Consider the following 15614-nt stretch of genomic DNA (forward strand, 5'->3'; position numbering starts at 1 on the left):
CCTAGCGGCGGAACCAGTCTCGGCGGCGCACTCCTTGCACCCATAGTAGCGCGTCGAGGCCGTGGTGCTTGAGCTCCGCATCCGCGACTTCGACCAGCGCCGGCTTGGCGCGAAAGGCGATGCCGAGCCCAGCTTCCTCGATCATCAGCTTGTCGTTCGCCCCATCGCCGATCGCCAGCACGTCCGCACGGCCGATGCCGAGCTGCTCGCGCACCTCGATCAATGCTTCGCACTTGGCGATCGCGTCGACGATCGGATCGCCGACCTCGCCGCTCAGCTTGCCGCCGGCGAACACCAGGCGGTTGGCCTTGACGCGATCGAAGCCGACGGCGCGCGCCACGGGCTCGGCAAAGGACAGGAACCCGCCGGAGACCAGCATGCAGCTGGCGCCTCCGGCGCGCATCGTCTGGACCAATGTCTCGGCCCCCGAGGTCAGGTGCACGCGCTCGTCGAGGCAGCGGCGAAGCTCGCGCTCGTCGAGACCGGCGAGCAGCCTCACGCGCTCGCGAAGCGCGCCAGGGAAGTCGAGCTCGCCCTGCATCGCACGCTCTGTAATCCGCGCGACTTTGTCCTTCAGACCGGCATAATCGGCGAGCTCGTCGATGCACTCCTGGCCGATGATCGTCGAGTCCATGTCGGCGACGAGCAGCCGTTTCCAGCGCGGCTCGTCCGGCTGGACGACAATATCCAGTTCGAGCGCGTCGAGCGCCCAGCGCGCGGCCTTGCCATCGCCACTGAAGCGCAGGTCGGCAGCATCGCCTTCGTCGATCCAGCGCAGGAAGGCGGCCATCGGGTCGAGTTCGCGCAGGAGCCCGAGGGCCCGATCGACCAGCCTGTCACTCAACCGTCCTGCTGCTATCAATGTCGCCGTCGTCATGGTCGTTACGAACAAACCTCCTGTCGCCGTCATTGCCGGGCCGACCGCGAGCGGCAAGTCGGCGCTGGCGCTTGCTTATGCTCAGCAAATCGGCGGCGTCGTCGTCAACGCCGACAGCGCACAAATCTACCGCGACCTAAGGGTCGTCAGCGCCGCGCCGACCGAAGAGGAATGCGCCCTCGCCGAGCACCGGCTCTACGGCGTTCGCGATGGCGCCCTCCCCTGCTCGGCCGCCGATTGGGCGGCAATGGCGCAGCACGAGATCGCCGACGTGCATGCAAGTGGGCGAACGCCGATCCTGGTCGGCGGGACTGGGCTCTACTTAAGAACCCTGCTTCAGGGCATCGCCCCGGTGCCGACCATCGACCCCGCGATACGCGCAGAAGTGCGTGCTGCTGGCGTCGAGGAAAACCGATTGCGGCTGCGGAAACTGGATCCTGAAGCGGCGGCGCGGCTCAATGCCGGCGACACGGCGCGGATCGCGCGCGCGCTCGAAGTGGTGCTTTCGACCCGGCGAACGCTCGCCGAATGGCAAAGCGAGCGCGAGGGCGGGATAGGTGACACGGTCATGCTTCGGCCGCTCGTGCTGCTGCCGCCACGCGACTGGCTGTACGCGCGATGCGACGAGCGCTTTCGCCGCATGGTCGATGAAGGCGCAGTTGCCGAAGTCGAGCGGCTGCTTGCGCGCGGGCTCGACCCCGATTTGCCGGTGATGCGGGCCATCGGCGTGCCAGAGATCGTCGCCTATCTCCGCCGCGAATGGACGCTCGACGAAGCCATCGCCGCCGGCCAGCAGGCGACGCGGCGCTATGCCAAGCGGCAATATACCTGGTTCGCGCACCAGCCGCCGGCGGAGTGGCCCCGCTTTTGCGAGCCGCTCGACCTTGACGCGCTTCCGCGTGCGCTGGCACTGCTCGAGCCCAGCGGCTAGGCGGCGCTGATGGATTTGCTGCGCGACGCCGACATCGATCCTTCGCCGCTCGAGGGGAAGCGCCTCGGCATCGTCGGCTACGGCAATCAGGGGCGCGCCCAGGCCCTGAATCTGAAGGACAGCGGCGTCGATGTGGTCGTCGGCCTTCGCGGCGCCAGCGGCAGCGCCAGCGAGGCAGAGGCTGCGGGGCTTGAGGTCGCTTTGATCGAAGAGGCAGTCGCGTCCGCCGATGTGGTGATGCTGCTGGCGCCGGACGAGATCCATGAAGCGCTCTACGCCGAGATCGAGCCGCACCTGCGGCAAGGCGTCGCACTAGGCTTCAGTCACGGCCTGTCGGTGCGGTTCGGGTTCGTGAAGCCCCGCGCTGACCTGGACGTGTTCCTGCTTGCACCCAAAGGTCCAGGCACGGCGCTTCGGTCGCTCTACACGCAGGGCAAGGGGATGATCGGCCTGTGGGCCATCGAGCAGGATGCTAGCGGAAAAGCGCGCGGCATCGCCCTCGCCTATGGACGAGCGGTCGGTTGCGGGCGCGCGGGGCTGATCGCCTCGAGCTTCGCGGAAGAATCAGAAGCCGATTTGTTCAATGAGCAGGCCGTCGTCTGGGGCGGCGTGCCGGAGCTGCTGGTCGCGGGCTTCGACACATTGGTGGCCGGCGGCGTGTCGCCGGAAGTCGCCTATCTCGAATGTGTCAGCGAATTGCACCTGCTCGCCGAGCTGATCGAGGCGCGAGGGATTGCCGGCATGCGCGAGGCGATCTCCAACACGGCGGAGCTCGGCGCACTGGTGGGCGGACCCCGCATTGTCGACGATGCTATCCGCGCAAAGATGGCCGAGATCCTGACCGAGGTCCGCGCCGGCCGCTTCGCCGACGAACTCAGGCGGGAAGAAGCGAGCGGCTATGCGCGGCTCGAGGCCGCGCGCGAGCAATCCCGCAAACAGAATGTCGAGGCCGCCCGCCGTTCCGTAAAGGCGGCGGACGCCGGCTAAGCCGCCTCTTTCGCCCTTTCGATCGCCTCGATGACGATCCGGCGCGCATCGTCGGCATTGCCCCATTTGCCGACCCGCACCCACTTCTCCTTTTCGAGATCCTTATAGTGGGTGAAAAAATGCTCGATCTGCTGGAGCACGATCGACGGCAGGTCCTGCCGCTCCCCGACATCCGCATAATAAGGAAAGGTCGAATCAACCGGCACGCAGATCAATTTCTCGTCGCCGCCATGTTCGTCCTCCAGGTTGAGGACGCCGATCGGCCGGGCGCGGACCACACAGCCGGGCACGAAGGGCGAGCGGGCGATGACCAGCGCATCGAGCGGATCGCCGTCGGGCGACAAAGTATGCGGGATGAAGCCGTAATTGGCCGGATAGCGCATCGGCGTGTGGAGGATGCGGTCGACGAACAAGGCGCCGGACACCTTGTCGAACTCGTACTTCACGGGTTCGCCGCCGACCGGCACTTCGATGATGACGTTGACGTTTTCCGGCGGGTTGTCGCCGGTCGGGATGAGGTCGATGTTCATTGTGGCGCCGCCCTAGACAGGGCGAGGCCGATGAACAATGCCGCGATGCTCGCCACGACCGATCCCAAAACATAAGCGGCGGCAAGAGCATAAGCGTGGCGCTCGACGAGCAGCGCTGTGTCGAGCGAGAATGCCGAGAAAGTCGTGAAGCCGCCGAGGATGCCGGTGGTGAGGAACAGCCGCACAGGCTGCGCGATGCCGGGGCGGGCGAGGAAATAGCCGGCAGCCAGCCCCATCAGGAACGAGCCGACGATGTTCACGATCAGGGTTCCGGTGGGAAAACCGGTGCCGAACAGCCGCGCCGACGCTGCGTTGACGCCGTGCCGAAACGCACCGCCGATCCCTGCGCCGAGGAAGACGATCAGGTACGGCACCGGCTATTTCCGCCCGAACAGTTTCTCGATCTCGCCATGGCCGAGCTTCACCCAGGTGGGGCGGCCGTGATTGCACTGGCCGGATCGGGGCGTGACCTCCATCTCCCGCAGCAGCGCGTTCATTTCGGCGACGGACAGCACGCGCCCTGCCCTCACGGAACCATGACAGGCGATCGTGGCGGCGACCAAGTCGAGCTTGTCGCGCAAACTTAAAGGTCCGCCTAGTTCGGCGATTTCGGAAGCAAGGTCAGCGAGCAGCGCCGGGACGTCCGTCTTGCCGAGCGCCGCCGGAACCGCGCGGACGAGCATCGACGTCGCGCCGAAGCGCTCGATCTCCAGCCCCATGCCGGCGAGTTCCTCGGCGGCGCCTTCGAGGCGGTCGCAATCGGGTTCGTCGAGCTCGACAACTTCGGGGAGCAGAAGCGCCTGGCGGGCAATGGAGCCGCCCTCGCGTGCAGCCCGCATCCGCTCGAGCACGAGGCGCTCGTGGGCGGCGTGCTGGTCGACGATGACGAGACCGTCCTCGGCTTCGGCGACGATGTAGGTGGCGGCAACCTGCCCGCGGGCGACTCCGAGCGGAAAGCTCGGCACCGGCTCGACGGCGGGTTCGGCGCGGGCAGCGGGTGCGGGTTCGAAGAGCCGCTGCGTTTCCCTCAGGACGGTCACCCCGGCAAAAGCGGGCGTCTGCCTTTCTTCGTCGCTCCAAGACGGCAGATCCCCGCCTTCGCGCGGATGAGGAGTGAGGGCGGCGTCGTAGGTCGCGCTGCTGGTCCACATCACCGGCGCGGCGGCCTGTTCGCGCGCGGCGCTGCGCTGGCTATCCGCGTCGAGTGCGGCGCGCAGGCCGCCGACGATCAAGCCGCGCACGGCCGACGGATCGCGGAAGCGGACTTCAGTCTTGGCCGGGTGGACGTTGACGTCGACCTCCTCGAGCGGAACCTCGACGAACAAAGCGGCGATGGGGTGGCGGTCGCGCGGGATCATGTCGCGGTAGGCGGCGCGCAGCGCGCCGACGAGCAGGCGGTCCTTCACGGGGCGGCTGTTGACGAACAGGAATTGCTGGTCGGCCATGCCGCGGTTGAAGGTCGGAAGACTGACGACTCCTGTCAGCCGCAGCCCGTCACGGCCGCAGTCGATGCCGACCCCGTGGCGGTCGAGTTCGTGGGACAGGAGTTCGGCGACGCGGACGGGCGGCTCGGCGGGCGCGAGGGTCAGGATGCGGCGGCCGTCATGCTCTAGTGTGAAGCCGATGTCGCTGCGCGCCATGGCGAGCCGCTTCACCGCATCGAGGCAGGCGGCATATTCGGCGCGGGGCGAGCGCAGGAACTTGCGGCGCGCCGGCACCTTGTCGAACAGCCGTTCGACCTTGATCCGGGTGCCGGGCGGAAGCGCGGCTGGCCCCTCGCCCGCCGGGCTGCCATGGTCGATCTCGATCCGCCAGCCGTCCGTGCCTCGCGTCCGGCTTTCGAGCGTCAGCCGGGAGACGCTGGCGATTGACGGCAGCGCCTCGCCGCGAAAGCCGAAGCTGGTGACCTGATCGATCGCGTCGCTCGGCAGCTTCGACGTCGCATGGCGTTCGAGCGCTAGGCGCATCTCGTCCGGTGCCATGCCGCAGCCGTCGTCGGCGACCTCGATCAGCTCCAGCCCGCCGGCGTAGAGCCGAACGTCGACCCGGCTCGCCCCCGCGTCCAGCGCATTTTCCACCAGCTCTTTCAACGCGCTGGCGGGCCTTTCGACCACCTCACCCGCCGCGATGCGGTTGATCAGTTCCGGGGGCAGCCTTCTTATTGACATGAGGGGGGTCTTATCCCAATCCGACGCAGCCGGCGAAGCACTGTTTTTCCAAGAAATTCAGACCGCGTTCAACGGTCGGTGAGCAAACGGAATTTAGCGGCGAGATGCTCGGCGCGAAGGCGAGAGACGGGGTAGGAATGTTCTGGAATCGTTGGTTCAAATGGATGTCGCACGACATGGCGATCGATCTCGGCACCGCGAACACGCTCGTCTATGTCCGCGGTCGCGGAATTGTCCTGAATGAGCCGTCGGTGGTAGCGATCGAAACGATCAACGGCATCAAGAAGGTCAAGGCGGTCGGCGAAGACGCCAAGCTGATGATGGGCAAAACGCCCGACCAGATCGAAGCCATCCGCCCCTTACGCGACGGCGTGATCGCCGACATCGATGTGGCCGAGCAGATGATCAAACACTTCATTCACAAGGTGCATGGCGGCAAGATGCGCGCCTGGCGCTTTCCGGAGATCGTCATTTGCGTGCCGAGCGGTTCGACCTCGGTCGAACGCCGCGCGATCCGCGACGCGGCCTCGAACGCCGGCGCCAGCGCCGTCTACCTGATTGAAGAGCCGATGGCCGCCGCGATCGGCGCCGACATGCCGGTCACCGCGCCGATCGGTTCAATGGTCGTCGATATCGGCGGCGGCACGACGGAAGTCGCGGTGCTGTCGCTTCGCGGCCTCGCCTACACCACCTCGGTGCGGGTCGGCGGCGACAAGATGGACGAAGCCATCAGTTCCTACGTTCGCCGCAACCACAACCTGCTGATCGGCGAAGCGACGGCCGAGCGGATCAAGAAGGAAGTCGGGATCGCGAAGCCGCCTACCGACGGCATCGGCGAGACGGTCCACATCAAGGGCCGCGACCTCGTCAACGGCGTACCCAAGGAAATCTCGATCAATCAGGGTCAGATTGCGGAAGCGCTGTCGGAACCGGTTGGCACGATCGTGGAAGGCGTCCGCATCGCGCTCGAGAATACGGCGCCGGAACTGGCCGCCGACATCTGCGACCAGGGCATCGTTCTTACCGGCGGCGGCGCCCTGCTTCAGGGTCTCGACGAGGTGCTGCGCGACGAGACGGGGCTTCCGGTCACGGTCGCCGACGATCCGCTGACCTGCGTCGCGCTGGGCACGGGCCGCGCGCTCGAAGAAGAGCAGTTCCGCGGCGTCCTCCAGACCGCCTAAGGACATTTAAAGGTGGCGACCGCACGCCCCGGCTGGTCGCGTCGGGCCCAATATGGGCTCTTCTTCAGCCTGCTCGGCGTCATCGCCGGCGTGGTGATCGGCCTTGCGCTGCTGATCACGTCAATCGTTGCGCCGCGCGCCTTCGCGACCATCCGGGGCGCCGCGCTCGACATTACCGGGCCGATCTCCGCGGGCCTGAACGAGGTCACGACCACCGCGGGCGGGCTGGTCGGCGGGGCCGACGATTATTGGGACGCGGCGCGCCAGAACGGCGAGCTCAAGCGCCGCCAGCGGGCGATGCAGCAGCGGATGCTCGAAGCCAAGGCGATCGCGCTCGAGAACCGCGAATTGAAGGCGCTGCTTCGGCTGCGCGAGCAGTCCGCGAATATGATCGCGACCGGCCGGATCGTCGGCTCCTCCTTCAACAGCCCGCGGCGCTTCGCCATCATCTCCGCAGGCGGACGGGACGGCGTTGCCGAGGGCATGCCGGTCCGCTCGGCCGAGGGGCTGGTCGGCCGTATCGTCGATGCCGGCGCCTTGTCTTCGCGGGTGCTTCTGATCACCGACCGAACCAGCGTCGTCCCGGCCAGGCTCCTGCGCACAGGCGTCCCGGTGATTACCCAAGGGCGCGGTGACGGCACCGTCGATGTCCGCCCCCTCGAAGTGGGACGCAATCCGTTCAAGCCCGGCGACCTGATCATCAGTTCCGGGACCGGCGGACTTTATCCGCCCCTGGTGCCGGTCGCTCGGGTCGTGAAACTGAAGGACGACGGCGCAATCGGCATCCCCTTCGCAGATCCGTCCAAAAGCGCCTTCGCATTCGTCCAGGCGCCGTACGAGCCTGCCGCGGCGGCTCCGCCGCCCGAGCCCGACACCGCGCCCTGATGGTCCGCGCGGCACTTACCGGCCGGCACCGCTTCGGACGCGGCCCGAGCGCTTATGCGACGGTCGTCCCGGCGGTGACGGTGGTCGTTGCTTCCTTGCTGGCGGCGCTGCCGATCGTCTCCACCAGCGGCTGGTTTCCGGATTTCGGCTATCTCGCCTTCATCAGCTGGCGGCTGCTCCGCGCCGATCCCTGGCCCGCCTGGTGGGCCGCGCCGCTCGGCCTCGTCAACGACCTGTTCACCGGATATCCGATAGGCTTTTCAATAGCTTTGTGGAGCGCCACGATGCTGGCGCTCGACCTGATCGACCGCCGCACGATGTGGCGCGATTACTGGATCGAGTGGATTCTCGCAGCGGTGCTGATCACGATCGATGAATGGCTGCAGTGGCGGGTCGCGCGAGCGGCGGGCGCCGACCTGCCGTTCACCCGGATGCTGCCGCCGCTGCTGATTTCCGTCTGCGTCTTCCCGCTCAGCGCCTGGCTGATTTCGCGCATCGACCGCTGGAGGCTCGGCCGGCAGTGAAGCCGATCCGCCTCACCAACACGCACCAGTCGCTGACCTTTTCGCGACGCATGCTGCTGCTCGGCGGCGCCCAGGCCGCGGTCGGCGGCCTGCTGATCGGCCGCGTCGGCTGGCTCGCGGTCGCGCAGAACGAAAAATACCAGCTGCTCAGCGAGAATAACCGCGTCCAGCTGATCCCCGTCCCTCCACGGCGTGGCTGGATCATCGACCGCAACGGAAAGCCGATTGCGATCAACCGCGCGAGCTTCCGCGTCGACATCATTCCGCAGCAGCTCGAAAAGACCCGCGACGTGGTGCCGGAGCTGGCGCAGCTTTTGGCTCTCAACGAGGACGACGTCGAGCGGGTCCGCCGCGAGCTGGCGGAATCTCGAGGCTTCAAGCCGGTTCAGGTCGCCGAGAACGTCACTTACGACCAATATGCGGCCGTCACCGTGCGGCTGCCGGAACTGCCCGGCGTCCAAGCGACGCGCGGCTTTTCGCGTTTCTATCCGGACGGCCCGGCGGTGGCCCACCTGGTCGGCTATGTCGGCAGCGCCAATGCCAAGGAATATGACGCCGAGGACAAGAACCCGCTGCTGCTGATCCCCGGGTTCAAGATCGGCAAGCAAGGCCTCGAGAAGTCGCTCGAACCTTATCTTCGCGGAACGCCTGGCGGCCAGCGGGTCGAAGTCACGGCTCGCGGCAAGCTGGTGAAGGAACTGGATCCGAAGCCCGACCGCAGCGGCCAGACGGTCCAGCTGACGATCGACGAGGGGCTGCAGCAATATGCGGCCAGGCGCATGGGCGACCAGTCCGGCGCACTGGTCGCGATGGACGTGACGAGCGGCGACATGCTCGCCTTCGTCTCAATGCCCGCGTTCGACCCGAACAGCTTCAGCGAAGGGATCGGCCGCACCGAATGGAAGATGTTGTCGCAAGACGACCACATCCCCCTGCTCAACAAGGTCGCCCAGGGGCTCTACCCGTCAGGCTCCACGATCAAGCCGGCGATGGCGCTCGCCTTCCTGAAGCAAGGAGTGGATCCGAAGCGGCGCGTCCACTGCCCCGGCGGCCTGCGCATCGGCAATCGCTTCTTCAGCTGCGACGCGGTCCACGGCTCGGTCGACATGCACCAGGCGATCGAGAAGAGCTGCAACACTTATTTCTGGGCGACGGGCCTCATCACCGACCCGGAACAGACGACCGAGATGGTCAATTACCTCGGCTACGGGCAGGAGTTCGACCTGCCGATCCCGAGCCAGCGGTTCGGGACCATGCCGAGCCCCAAGTGGCTGATGAAGAAGTACAAGCGTGAGTGGCAGGGCTATGACTCGGCCAATACGTCGATCGGCCAGGGCTATGTGCTGGTCAATCCGCTGCAGCTGGCGGTGATGCCTGCTCGTTTGGCCTCGGGTAAGTTGCTTCAGCCGAGGCTGCTGATGGGCGGGCGGCGCAAGCCTATTGCCCCCGTCGATGCCGACCCCGAACATCTGGAAATCATCCGCAAGGCCATGGCGGCGGTCGTCAATGGAAGCGGCACCGCCGTCGCCTCCAAATTGCCGCTCGATGGCGTGCAGATGGCCGGCAAGACGGGCACCGCACAGGTGTACAGGCTCATCTCGCGCGGCCACCAGGGTAATTGGAACCTGCGCGACCACGCGCTCTTCATCGCCTTCGCGCCCGCCGACAAGCCGCGCTACGCGATCGGCTGCATCATCGAGCATGGCGGGTTCGGCGCCTCGGCGGCCGCGCCGATCGTCCGCGACTCCATGACTTACTTGTTCGACAAGCAGAAGGCGTGGGCAGCGCTCGAGCCGCTCGAGAAACAATGGGGCGGCAGCCTGGCCGAGCGCAATGCGCGGCAGCTTGCGGCGTTCAAGGCGGCGGCTCGGCCCACCGCATGATCACGTCGGCGATCATCCCGCGGCCGCTGGCGCGGCTGCCCTGGCGCTTGATCTTGCTGGTCGCGGCGATCGGCCTTGCCGGTCTGATCGTCCTCTATTCCGCTGCCGGCGGGTCGATGCGACCGTGGGCGCTGAAGCAAGGCATGATCTTCTTCGTCTTTCTCAGCATCGCCATCAGCATGTCGTGGATGAAGGAATCGACGATCAAGGCGCTGACGTTTCCGGTCTATGGCGCAACCTTGGTGATGCTGATCGGGGTGGAAATGCTGGGCTTCGTCGGCAAGGGCGCGCAGCGCTGGCTCGACCTCGGCCCGATCCGCCTGCAGCCGTCGGAGTTCATGAAACCGGCGATCGTCCTCACCCTCGCCCGCTTCTACGAACTGGTGCCCGCGGGCGAGATCCGCCGCTGGCGCGCGATGTGGCCGGCCTTCGCACTGCTCGGCGTGCCCGCCATCCTGATCCTCGTCCAGCCGGACCTCGGCACCTGCATCATGGTCGTGCTGTGCGGCGTGACGGTGATGTTCCTGGCCGGCCTGCCCTGGTGGATCTTCGCCGCGCCGGTTGCCGCTGTCGGGGTCGCGGCGCCGATCGTCTACCAGTTCCTCCACGGTTATCAGCGCAAGCGGATCGACACCTTCCTCGACCCGGAAAGCGATCCGCTCGGGTCCGGCTATCACATCGCCCAGTCGAAGATCGCGATCGGTTCGGGCGGCATCTGGGGCAAGGGCTATCTCCACGGGTCGCAGAGCCACTTGGACTATCTGCCCGAGGGTCACACCGACTTCGTCTTCGCGACCATGGCCGAGGAATGGGGCCTGGTCGGCGCTGTCCTCCTGATCTTCGCCTTCGCGATGGTGATCCGCTGGGGGATGAAGGTCAGCATGAATGCCAAGACCCGCTTCGCCCAGCTGGCCGCTGCGGGCCTCTCGGCCGCAATCTTCTTCTACGTGTCGATTAACCTGATGATGGTCACCGGCATGGCGCCAGTCGTCGGCGTTCCCCTGCCCCTGGTCAGCTATGGCGGGTCGGCCGTGATGACGGTGATGCTGTGCCTCGGACTGCTCATGGCGCTGGAGCGGCAGCAACGCTCGGGATCCAGCCTGCAATAGTTTGCGGAAGTGCGGGCATGGGCTGTTGCGCACCCCTTGAGCCCGTGCTACCGGCGCGCCGCTCAGCGCGGCAAACCAAGCCGGCGCATCCGAGAAAAGTGGACGCATAGCTCAGTTGGTAGAGCAGCTGACTCTTAATCAGCGGGTCCTAGGTTCGAGCCCTAGTGCGTCCACCACTTTCCTGGTCTAGTTGCGCACGATCCTGCCACGCAGCTTCGAGACGCCGAAAGCGTGCGGGACACCACCCAGAAATAGATGCCGCGCGAGTTTTCTTAAAGTCCGTGAACGCGCCTCAGCGACGCCTATTTCGTTTGATCCCCAATGGCACGCGACGAACCGGGCGATACTCCAGCCCAGGATTTCTGATGCAATTGTTGAAACCGACCCAATCAACGCGAGAATACCTTCGCGAGGCGTTGCGGTTGCACTGCTGAATGCGCCAGGTGTCTGGCCGAATCTTCGAAACATACTTGAGGGCATTCCGCATAGCCCGACTTTGTCGTTGCATGCACTGCGCCTCCCAACGACAGCTCAATCCTATGTTGAGCCGTGTCGGATCGTACAGCGGCGACGGACCGGCCACGTCCCCGGCAGCGATAAGGATGCTCGCAGCATGCAGGAACACTTCACAAGTTTCCTTTCAATGCCACTTGCATAGGCTTTCCAAACACGCGGGGAAACTGCGCTTCTGTCTTCATCTCTGGCCATCGCCATGGCCACTGATCAATGGTGCGCCAAAAGGCTCTTGTTCGGATTCAGACACCGCCACGACGCACTATCGGCATATTCCAATCCAGAGTTGTTTTGGGGGTCCGTAGCGCTACGGAACCGTCAATAGGTGGAAAACGGATGCACCGACCCACGCGGTCGCCACTGTTTTGGAGTGCACCCGCAGCACAGGCGGAGCGACAATGGTCATTCTGCCGTTAGGCTGCTTCTCCACCGGCGCCAGCTGCTGCTCGACCAAGCGCCATTAGAACAACAATCGCGATCAGAGTGGCAACAACTGCGTACGTGTAGAGGCCGGTCAAGCTGTCGCCCATGTTGAGCTTAGCAAGAGTTGCCTTGATCGCCTCATTCCAGGCTAAAGCAGCAACTAGCCATCGGCTGACAAATCGCCGAGCACAGCCTTACATGTCGAACCAGACGGCAACTCCACCAGCATGGGCATGTTTACCTTGACCCTCGGGCTCCGATTGCCGCGTTCCCGTGCGGCGATCGACTCAGCCATACCGGTAGGTGAACGCATTCGATTTCGCATGCTCCACATCTGCTGACAGGACACCAACGCCTGGTGAATCAATTTGGTTAACCGGGAGCGACAGCTTAACCGTCCCGATCGACATAGGGTGGTCTCCGAAGTTGCACGCGTAGGCTCGCGCGCGAGCGCCTCCTGTCCGTCGCCACCCGCTGCGGCAGGTTGTATCCTGCACTTTGGTCCGCCCCGCGCAGTCGGCTATCTCTTTAAGAGCATCCTTGAAGTTGCCGAACCGCATCTGTTGGCGTGATGCACTTCTCCGCAACACGAAGAACGTGCAGCGGGAGCTCGAAATTTCTGTGACGGTTTTTCTCTTTGGTGCAGCAATTCCGAAAGCGAGGTACCCGAACGCTTGATACGCGCGATGCTTCCCCTGCGGCGCCGGCGGAGGTTGCCTTCGGATTCGAGTCGTTTTTCTAATCCAACTCGGAGATTTATCCTACGCTCTTCGCTGCAACTTCAACGGGCGAGCACAGCAAAACAGCTGCCGTATTCTCGGCAGCTAATTATCTCGTCTGCCGTTATTCTCCCGCGCGGCGATTTCATGGAACGGCCTTTAACTGTGCGCTAACAGGAAATCGCACAACTAATCCGTTCAAGTGGGGAAGATTCCCGACCTCCCGATCGAAGCAGCGCGTGGGCGGCAAAATGCGATATTACCGGCGTCGATGAAGGCTTGGGGTCAGCCCCAAACGGCGGGGATCTGACGAGCCGATATCGTCAAGCGGGGGCAAGATGGCGAGAAGTAAAGAGTTCAAGCTGGTTGCCGTGATGCTCGGCCTTACACTCGCGTTGGGCGGAGCAGGCGCTTCGTTCCCGCTGCTCGCGATGTTGCTTCAGCTTTGCGGGCTGGGGCTGATTTTTTATCTCGTCCTGACACGGGGGGTGCACGCGGTTCAACCCGAAAGTAGGGTCGCAATCTTTCTTCTCTGTGCGACTCTAGCGTTGCCCCTGCTCCAGCTTGCTCCCCTGCCGCCAACCATCTGGCGGCTGCTCCCCGGGCGCCAGGTTCCGGCAGAACTCGACGCTCTCCTCGGTTGGTACCGTTGGCGCCCGCTGACCTTAGATGTCGAAGGTACGCTCCGTTCATTTCTGAACCTTCTTCCGGCGGCCGCTATCTTCTTAGGGTGCCTGCGTCTGCGCGCATCGGAGCGCGTTCAGCTTTTTTGGGTAGTCGTTACCTTCGCATTGGTGGGGGCGCTGCTGGGCACGATCCAGTCGGTAACCCGCGGATCCTTCACGCCCTACCCCTCGGCGCACCGCGGGTACGCGGTCGGCTTGTTCGTCAATCGCAATCACAATGCGACTTTGATCCTCTCTACGATGCCTTTAGTCAGTCTACTCGCAGCCCTGTACCTCTCCCGCGGCAAGGGGCTGCTCGTGACCACTCTTGGGGCGATCGCCGCCTTCGTGGTCTTTTCCGTCGCAATCCTCGGGACGACATCTCGCATGGCGTTGCTGTTGTTGCCGATCGGCCTCGCGCTGGCATCGCTGTTGCTGATCCAGCGTCAGCACGCGATAAAAGTCGCAGTGCCCGCCGGTCTGGCGCTTTCGGCAGTCGCCCTGATCCTCCTACTGAGTGGCGGCTTCGCGAAAACGCTGATGCGTTTTTCGTCACTTCCGGACGAGCGCCTCAACTACTGGTCGGATGTAGATTGGGCGTTCCATCGATACGGTCTATCGGGTACCGGATATGGAACATTCGTGCCGGTGTATCAGTCGGCGGAGAGCCTCGAATCGGTGTCTCCGCAAATCATTAATCACGCGCACAACGACTATTTTGAAATTCTGCTCGAAGGCGGCATCCCGGCAGCATTGCTGTTCGTGGCCGTCCTAGCTGTGCTCGGCCTCGCCCTCGTTCGGGCCCGAAAGCGGGGCGGGAGCACGGATCGATCTCTGGTGAATATCGCAGCGGCATCGTCGATCCTGTTGATCTTGTTGTTCAGCCTCGTCGACTACCCGTTGAGGATGCCGGCAATCTCCGGGACCTTTGCATTGCTCTGCGCCGCGATTCTGCCGACACAAACGGTGCGTTCGAGCGGAACTGAGGTCGCGCTCGCCCTTAGGCCGCGCTTTCCTCTAATGACTGTCACAGCGGTTCTGATGATCGCTTCGCCGGCGCTGCTCTCGATGCAGGCTGGACTCTCGGCACGCGCGCTTTGGCAGGGCTCTTACGCTTCTGCGAGCAAGCTCGCTCCTTGGTCCACGGCTGCACATCAAAAGGAAGCAAACAGGGCTTTTTTTCTGCAAAAGCCGAGGGTGGCCTCCGCGGAGGCGGCGCGGGCGGTTGCGCTGTCGCCGATAAACGCGCCCGCGATCCGCACCTTAGGGCTGGTCAGGTTGAGCAACGGTGAGACCGTGAGCGGCAATCGTCTGATGAGATTGGCCGCGGCCCTCGGGTGGCGCGACCTGCCTACGCAACTGTGGGCGATCGACGCGGCAAAAAAAACGGGCGAGCTCGAGAAAGCGGTTGATCGCGCCGAGGGTCTCTTGCGCCAACAAACGCTCGCGCCAGCTGCGGTGTTGCAGCTGCTCGACGCGCCTGATTGGACGACCATGCGCGCGCTGCTGGTGGAGCGGGTCGCTGAGCGCCCGGCATGGCGATCAACGTTCTTAGACGCTGGCAAGGATCTTCCCGCCGCTGAGCTCGATCGCTGGGCGGAGGTGATTCAAAGCGTAAGTGGAAACCGAGCCCCGCTGACGATTTCTGATTCCAGGACCGCCGTACAGACGCTGGTCGAGCGCGGACGACTGCGATCCGCTCAGTTGCTGTGGCAGCAAACCCACGGACGAAGCTTCGTCACGAATGGTAGCTTCGATGAAGTCGATGACAGTTCAGGCGCACCCAAGTACTGGAAGCTTGCTTCAGAGAACCTGGCCAACGTTGTCGTTGAGCAGCCGGAGTTTAGCCCCGGCGATCACGCGCTGCGCATCACGGCGAACGGAGAGTATCCCGGCGTGTGGCAGGACTTGATGCTCAAGCCAGGGAGTTATGACCTGAGCTTGCGCGCAGCTGCCGGAACGCCATCGGCCGCAACTGTTCAGTGGCAGTTGGTTTGCGATCGGTCATGGGTGGGCGATCGAAAGCCCTTGACGATCAGGCCCGGCAAAAACTGGGAGAAGGCGCGATTGTCCTTCACTGTCCCGGATCAGGACTGTCCTATCCAGAGACTAGAGATCGTGCGCGCACAAGCTATGCCCAGGGGCCCGATCTGGCTCGATGACATAGCACTCACGAAAGGGTTTCGTTAACAATTCTGAGTTTAATGATTGGAAAACAA

General features: G+C 64.4%; 12 protein-coding genes and 1 tRNA gene. 9 read left to right on the plus strand and 4 right to left on the minus strand.

The genetic code is table 11. From position 1 onward, the window contains the following. Position 1 precedes the first annotated feature (1 nt). Positions 2-844, minus strand: coding sequence for a phosphoserine phosphatase SerB (gene serB / locus VIL42_00515; protein HEY8591330.1), 843 nt, complete (start codon positions 842-844; stop codon positions 2-4). A gap of 31 nt (positions 845-875) precedes the next feature. Here serB and miaA point away from each other — a divergent pair, with 31 nt between their 5' ends. Next, positions 876-1808 carry a tRNA (adenosine(37)-N6)-dimethylallyltransferase MiaA gene (gene miaA / locus VIL42_00520; GenBank protein ID HEY8591331.1) on the plus strand — a complete coding sequence of 311 codons (933 nt, stop codon included), beginning with the start codon at positions 876-878 and terminating at the stop codon, positions 1806-1808. Between the two features lie 9 nt (positions 1809-1817). Continuing rightward, on the plus strand, positions 1818-2795 hold the full coding sequence (gene ilvC, locus VIL42_00525; GenBank protein HEY8591332.1) for a ketol-acid reductoisomerase: 978 nt from the start codon (positions 1818-1820) through the stop codon (positions 2793-2795). Here ilvC and ppa read toward each other — a convergent pair. Genes ppa through mutL form a run of 3 tightly spaced genes read right to left on the minus strand, consistent with a single transcriptional unit; the run spans position 2792 to position 5493 of the window. Next, on the minus strand, positions 2792-3325 hold the full coding sequence (gene ppa, locus VIL42_00530; protein HEY8591333.1) for an inorganic diphosphatase: 534 nt from the start codon (positions 3323-3325) through the stop codon (positions 2792-2794). The two genes, ilvC and ppa, sit on opposite strands and share 4 nt — an antisense overlap. Continuing rightward, a complete protein-coding gene (gene crcB / locus VIL42_00535) occupies positions 3322-3699 on the minus strand; it encodes a fluoride efflux transporter CrcB (protein HEY8591334.1) in 378 nt (125 codons plus the stop codon). The genes ppa and crcB overlap by 4 nt, the downstream gene beginning before the upstream one ends. Before the next feature lie 3 nt (positions 3700-3702). Next, positions 3703-5493, minus strand: coding sequence for a DNA mismatch repair endonuclease MutL (gene mutL, locus VIL42_00540; GenBank protein HEY8591335.1), 1791 nt, complete (start codon positions 5491-5493; stop codon positions 3703-3705). Between the two features lie 137 nt (positions 5494-5630). On the opposite strand from mutL, the gene VIL42_00545 reads away from it, so the two are divergent. The 7 genes from VIL42_00545 (at position 5631) to VIL42_00575 (ending at position 15585) form a co-directional block, all read left to right on the plus strand. After that, positions 5631-6674 carry a rod shape-determining protein gene (locus VIL42_00545; protein ID HEY8591336.1) on the plus strand — a complete coding sequence of 348 codons (1044 nt, stop codon included), beginning with the start codon at positions 5631-5633 and terminating at the stop codon, positions 6672-6674. Between the two features lie 12 nt (positions 6675-6686). After that, complete coding sequence (mreC, locus tag VIL42_00550) at positions 6687-7559, plus strand: rod shape-determining protein MreC (GenBank protein ID HEY8591337.1); 873 nt, start codon at positions 6687-6689, stop codon at positions 7557-7559. Continuing rightward, positions 7559-8083: a rod shape-determining protein MreD gene (mreD, locus tag VIL42_00555; protein ID HEY8591338.1), complete on the plus strand. Its 525-nt coding sequence runs from the start codon at positions 7559-7561 to the stop codon at positions 8081-8083. The genes mreC and mreD overlap by 1 nt, the downstream gene beginning before the upstream one ends. Next, a complete protein-coding gene (mrdA, locus tag VIL42_00560) occupies positions 8080-9966 on the plus strand; it encodes a penicillin-binding protein 2 (GenBank protein ID HEY8591339.1) in 1887 nt (628 codons plus the stop codon). Before mreD ends, mrdA begins: the two co-directional genes overlap by 4 nt. Then, positions 9963-11075 (plus strand): rod shape-determining protein RodA, encoded by a 1113-nt coding sequence (rodA, locus tag VIL42_00565; GenBank protein ID HEY8591340.1) that lies wholly within the window; start codon positions 9963-9965, stop codon positions 11073-11075. Before mrdA ends, rodA begins: the two co-directional genes overlap by 4 nt. A gap of 100 nt (positions 11076-11175) precedes the next feature. Next, positions 11176-11251: transfer RNA gene (locus VIL42_00570), tRNA-Lys, on the plus strand. Positions 11252-13068: 1817 nt separating this feature from the next. After that, on the plus strand, positions 13069-15585 hold the full coding sequence (locus tag VIL42_00575) for an O-antigen ligase family protein (protein ID HEY8591341.1): 2517 nt from the start codon (positions 13069-13071) through the stop codon (positions 15583-15585). The last annotated feature ends 29 nt before the right edge of the window (positions 15586-15614 follow it).

The organism is Sphingomicrobium sp., from assembly GCA_036563485.1.
In the GTDB taxonomy this organism is placed as follows: Bacteria; Pseudomonadota; Alphaproteobacteria; order Sphingomonadales; family Sphingomonadaceae; genus Sphingomicrobium.

Excerpts from the sequence above, each read along its gene's own strand:
- miaA (HEY8591331.1), top strand. The coding sequence starts at position 876 with ATGGTCGTTACGAACAAACCTCCTGTCGCCGTCATTGCCGGGCCGACC.
- ilvC (HEY8591332.1), top strand. The coding sequence starts at position 1,818 with ATGGATTTGCTGCGCGACGCCGACATCGATCCTTCGCCGCTCGAGGGG.
- ppa (HEY8591333.1), bottom strand. The coding sequence starts at position 3,325 with ATGAACATCGACCTCATCCCGACCGGCGACAACCCGCCGGAAAACGTC.
- mutL (HEY8591335.1), bottom strand. The coding sequence starts at position 5,493 with ATGTCAATAAGAAGGCTGCCCCCGGAACTGATCAACCGCATCGCGGCG.
- VIL42_00545 (HEY8591336.1), top strand. The coding sequence starts at position 5,631 with ATGTTCTGGAATCGTTGGTTCAAATGGATGTCGCACGACATGGCGATC.
- mreD (HEY8591338.1), top strand. The coding sequence starts at position 7,559 with ATGGTCCGCGCGGCACTTACCGGCCGGCACCGCTTCGGACGCGGCCCG.
- rodA (HEY8591340.1), top strand. The coding sequence starts at position 9,963 with ATGATCACGTCGGCGATCATCCCGCGGCCGCTGGCGCGGCTGCCCTGG.
- VIL42_00575 (HEY8591341.1), top strand. The coding sequence starts at position 13,069 with ATGGCGAGAAGTAAAGAGTTCAAGCTGGTTGCCGTGATGCTCGGCCTT.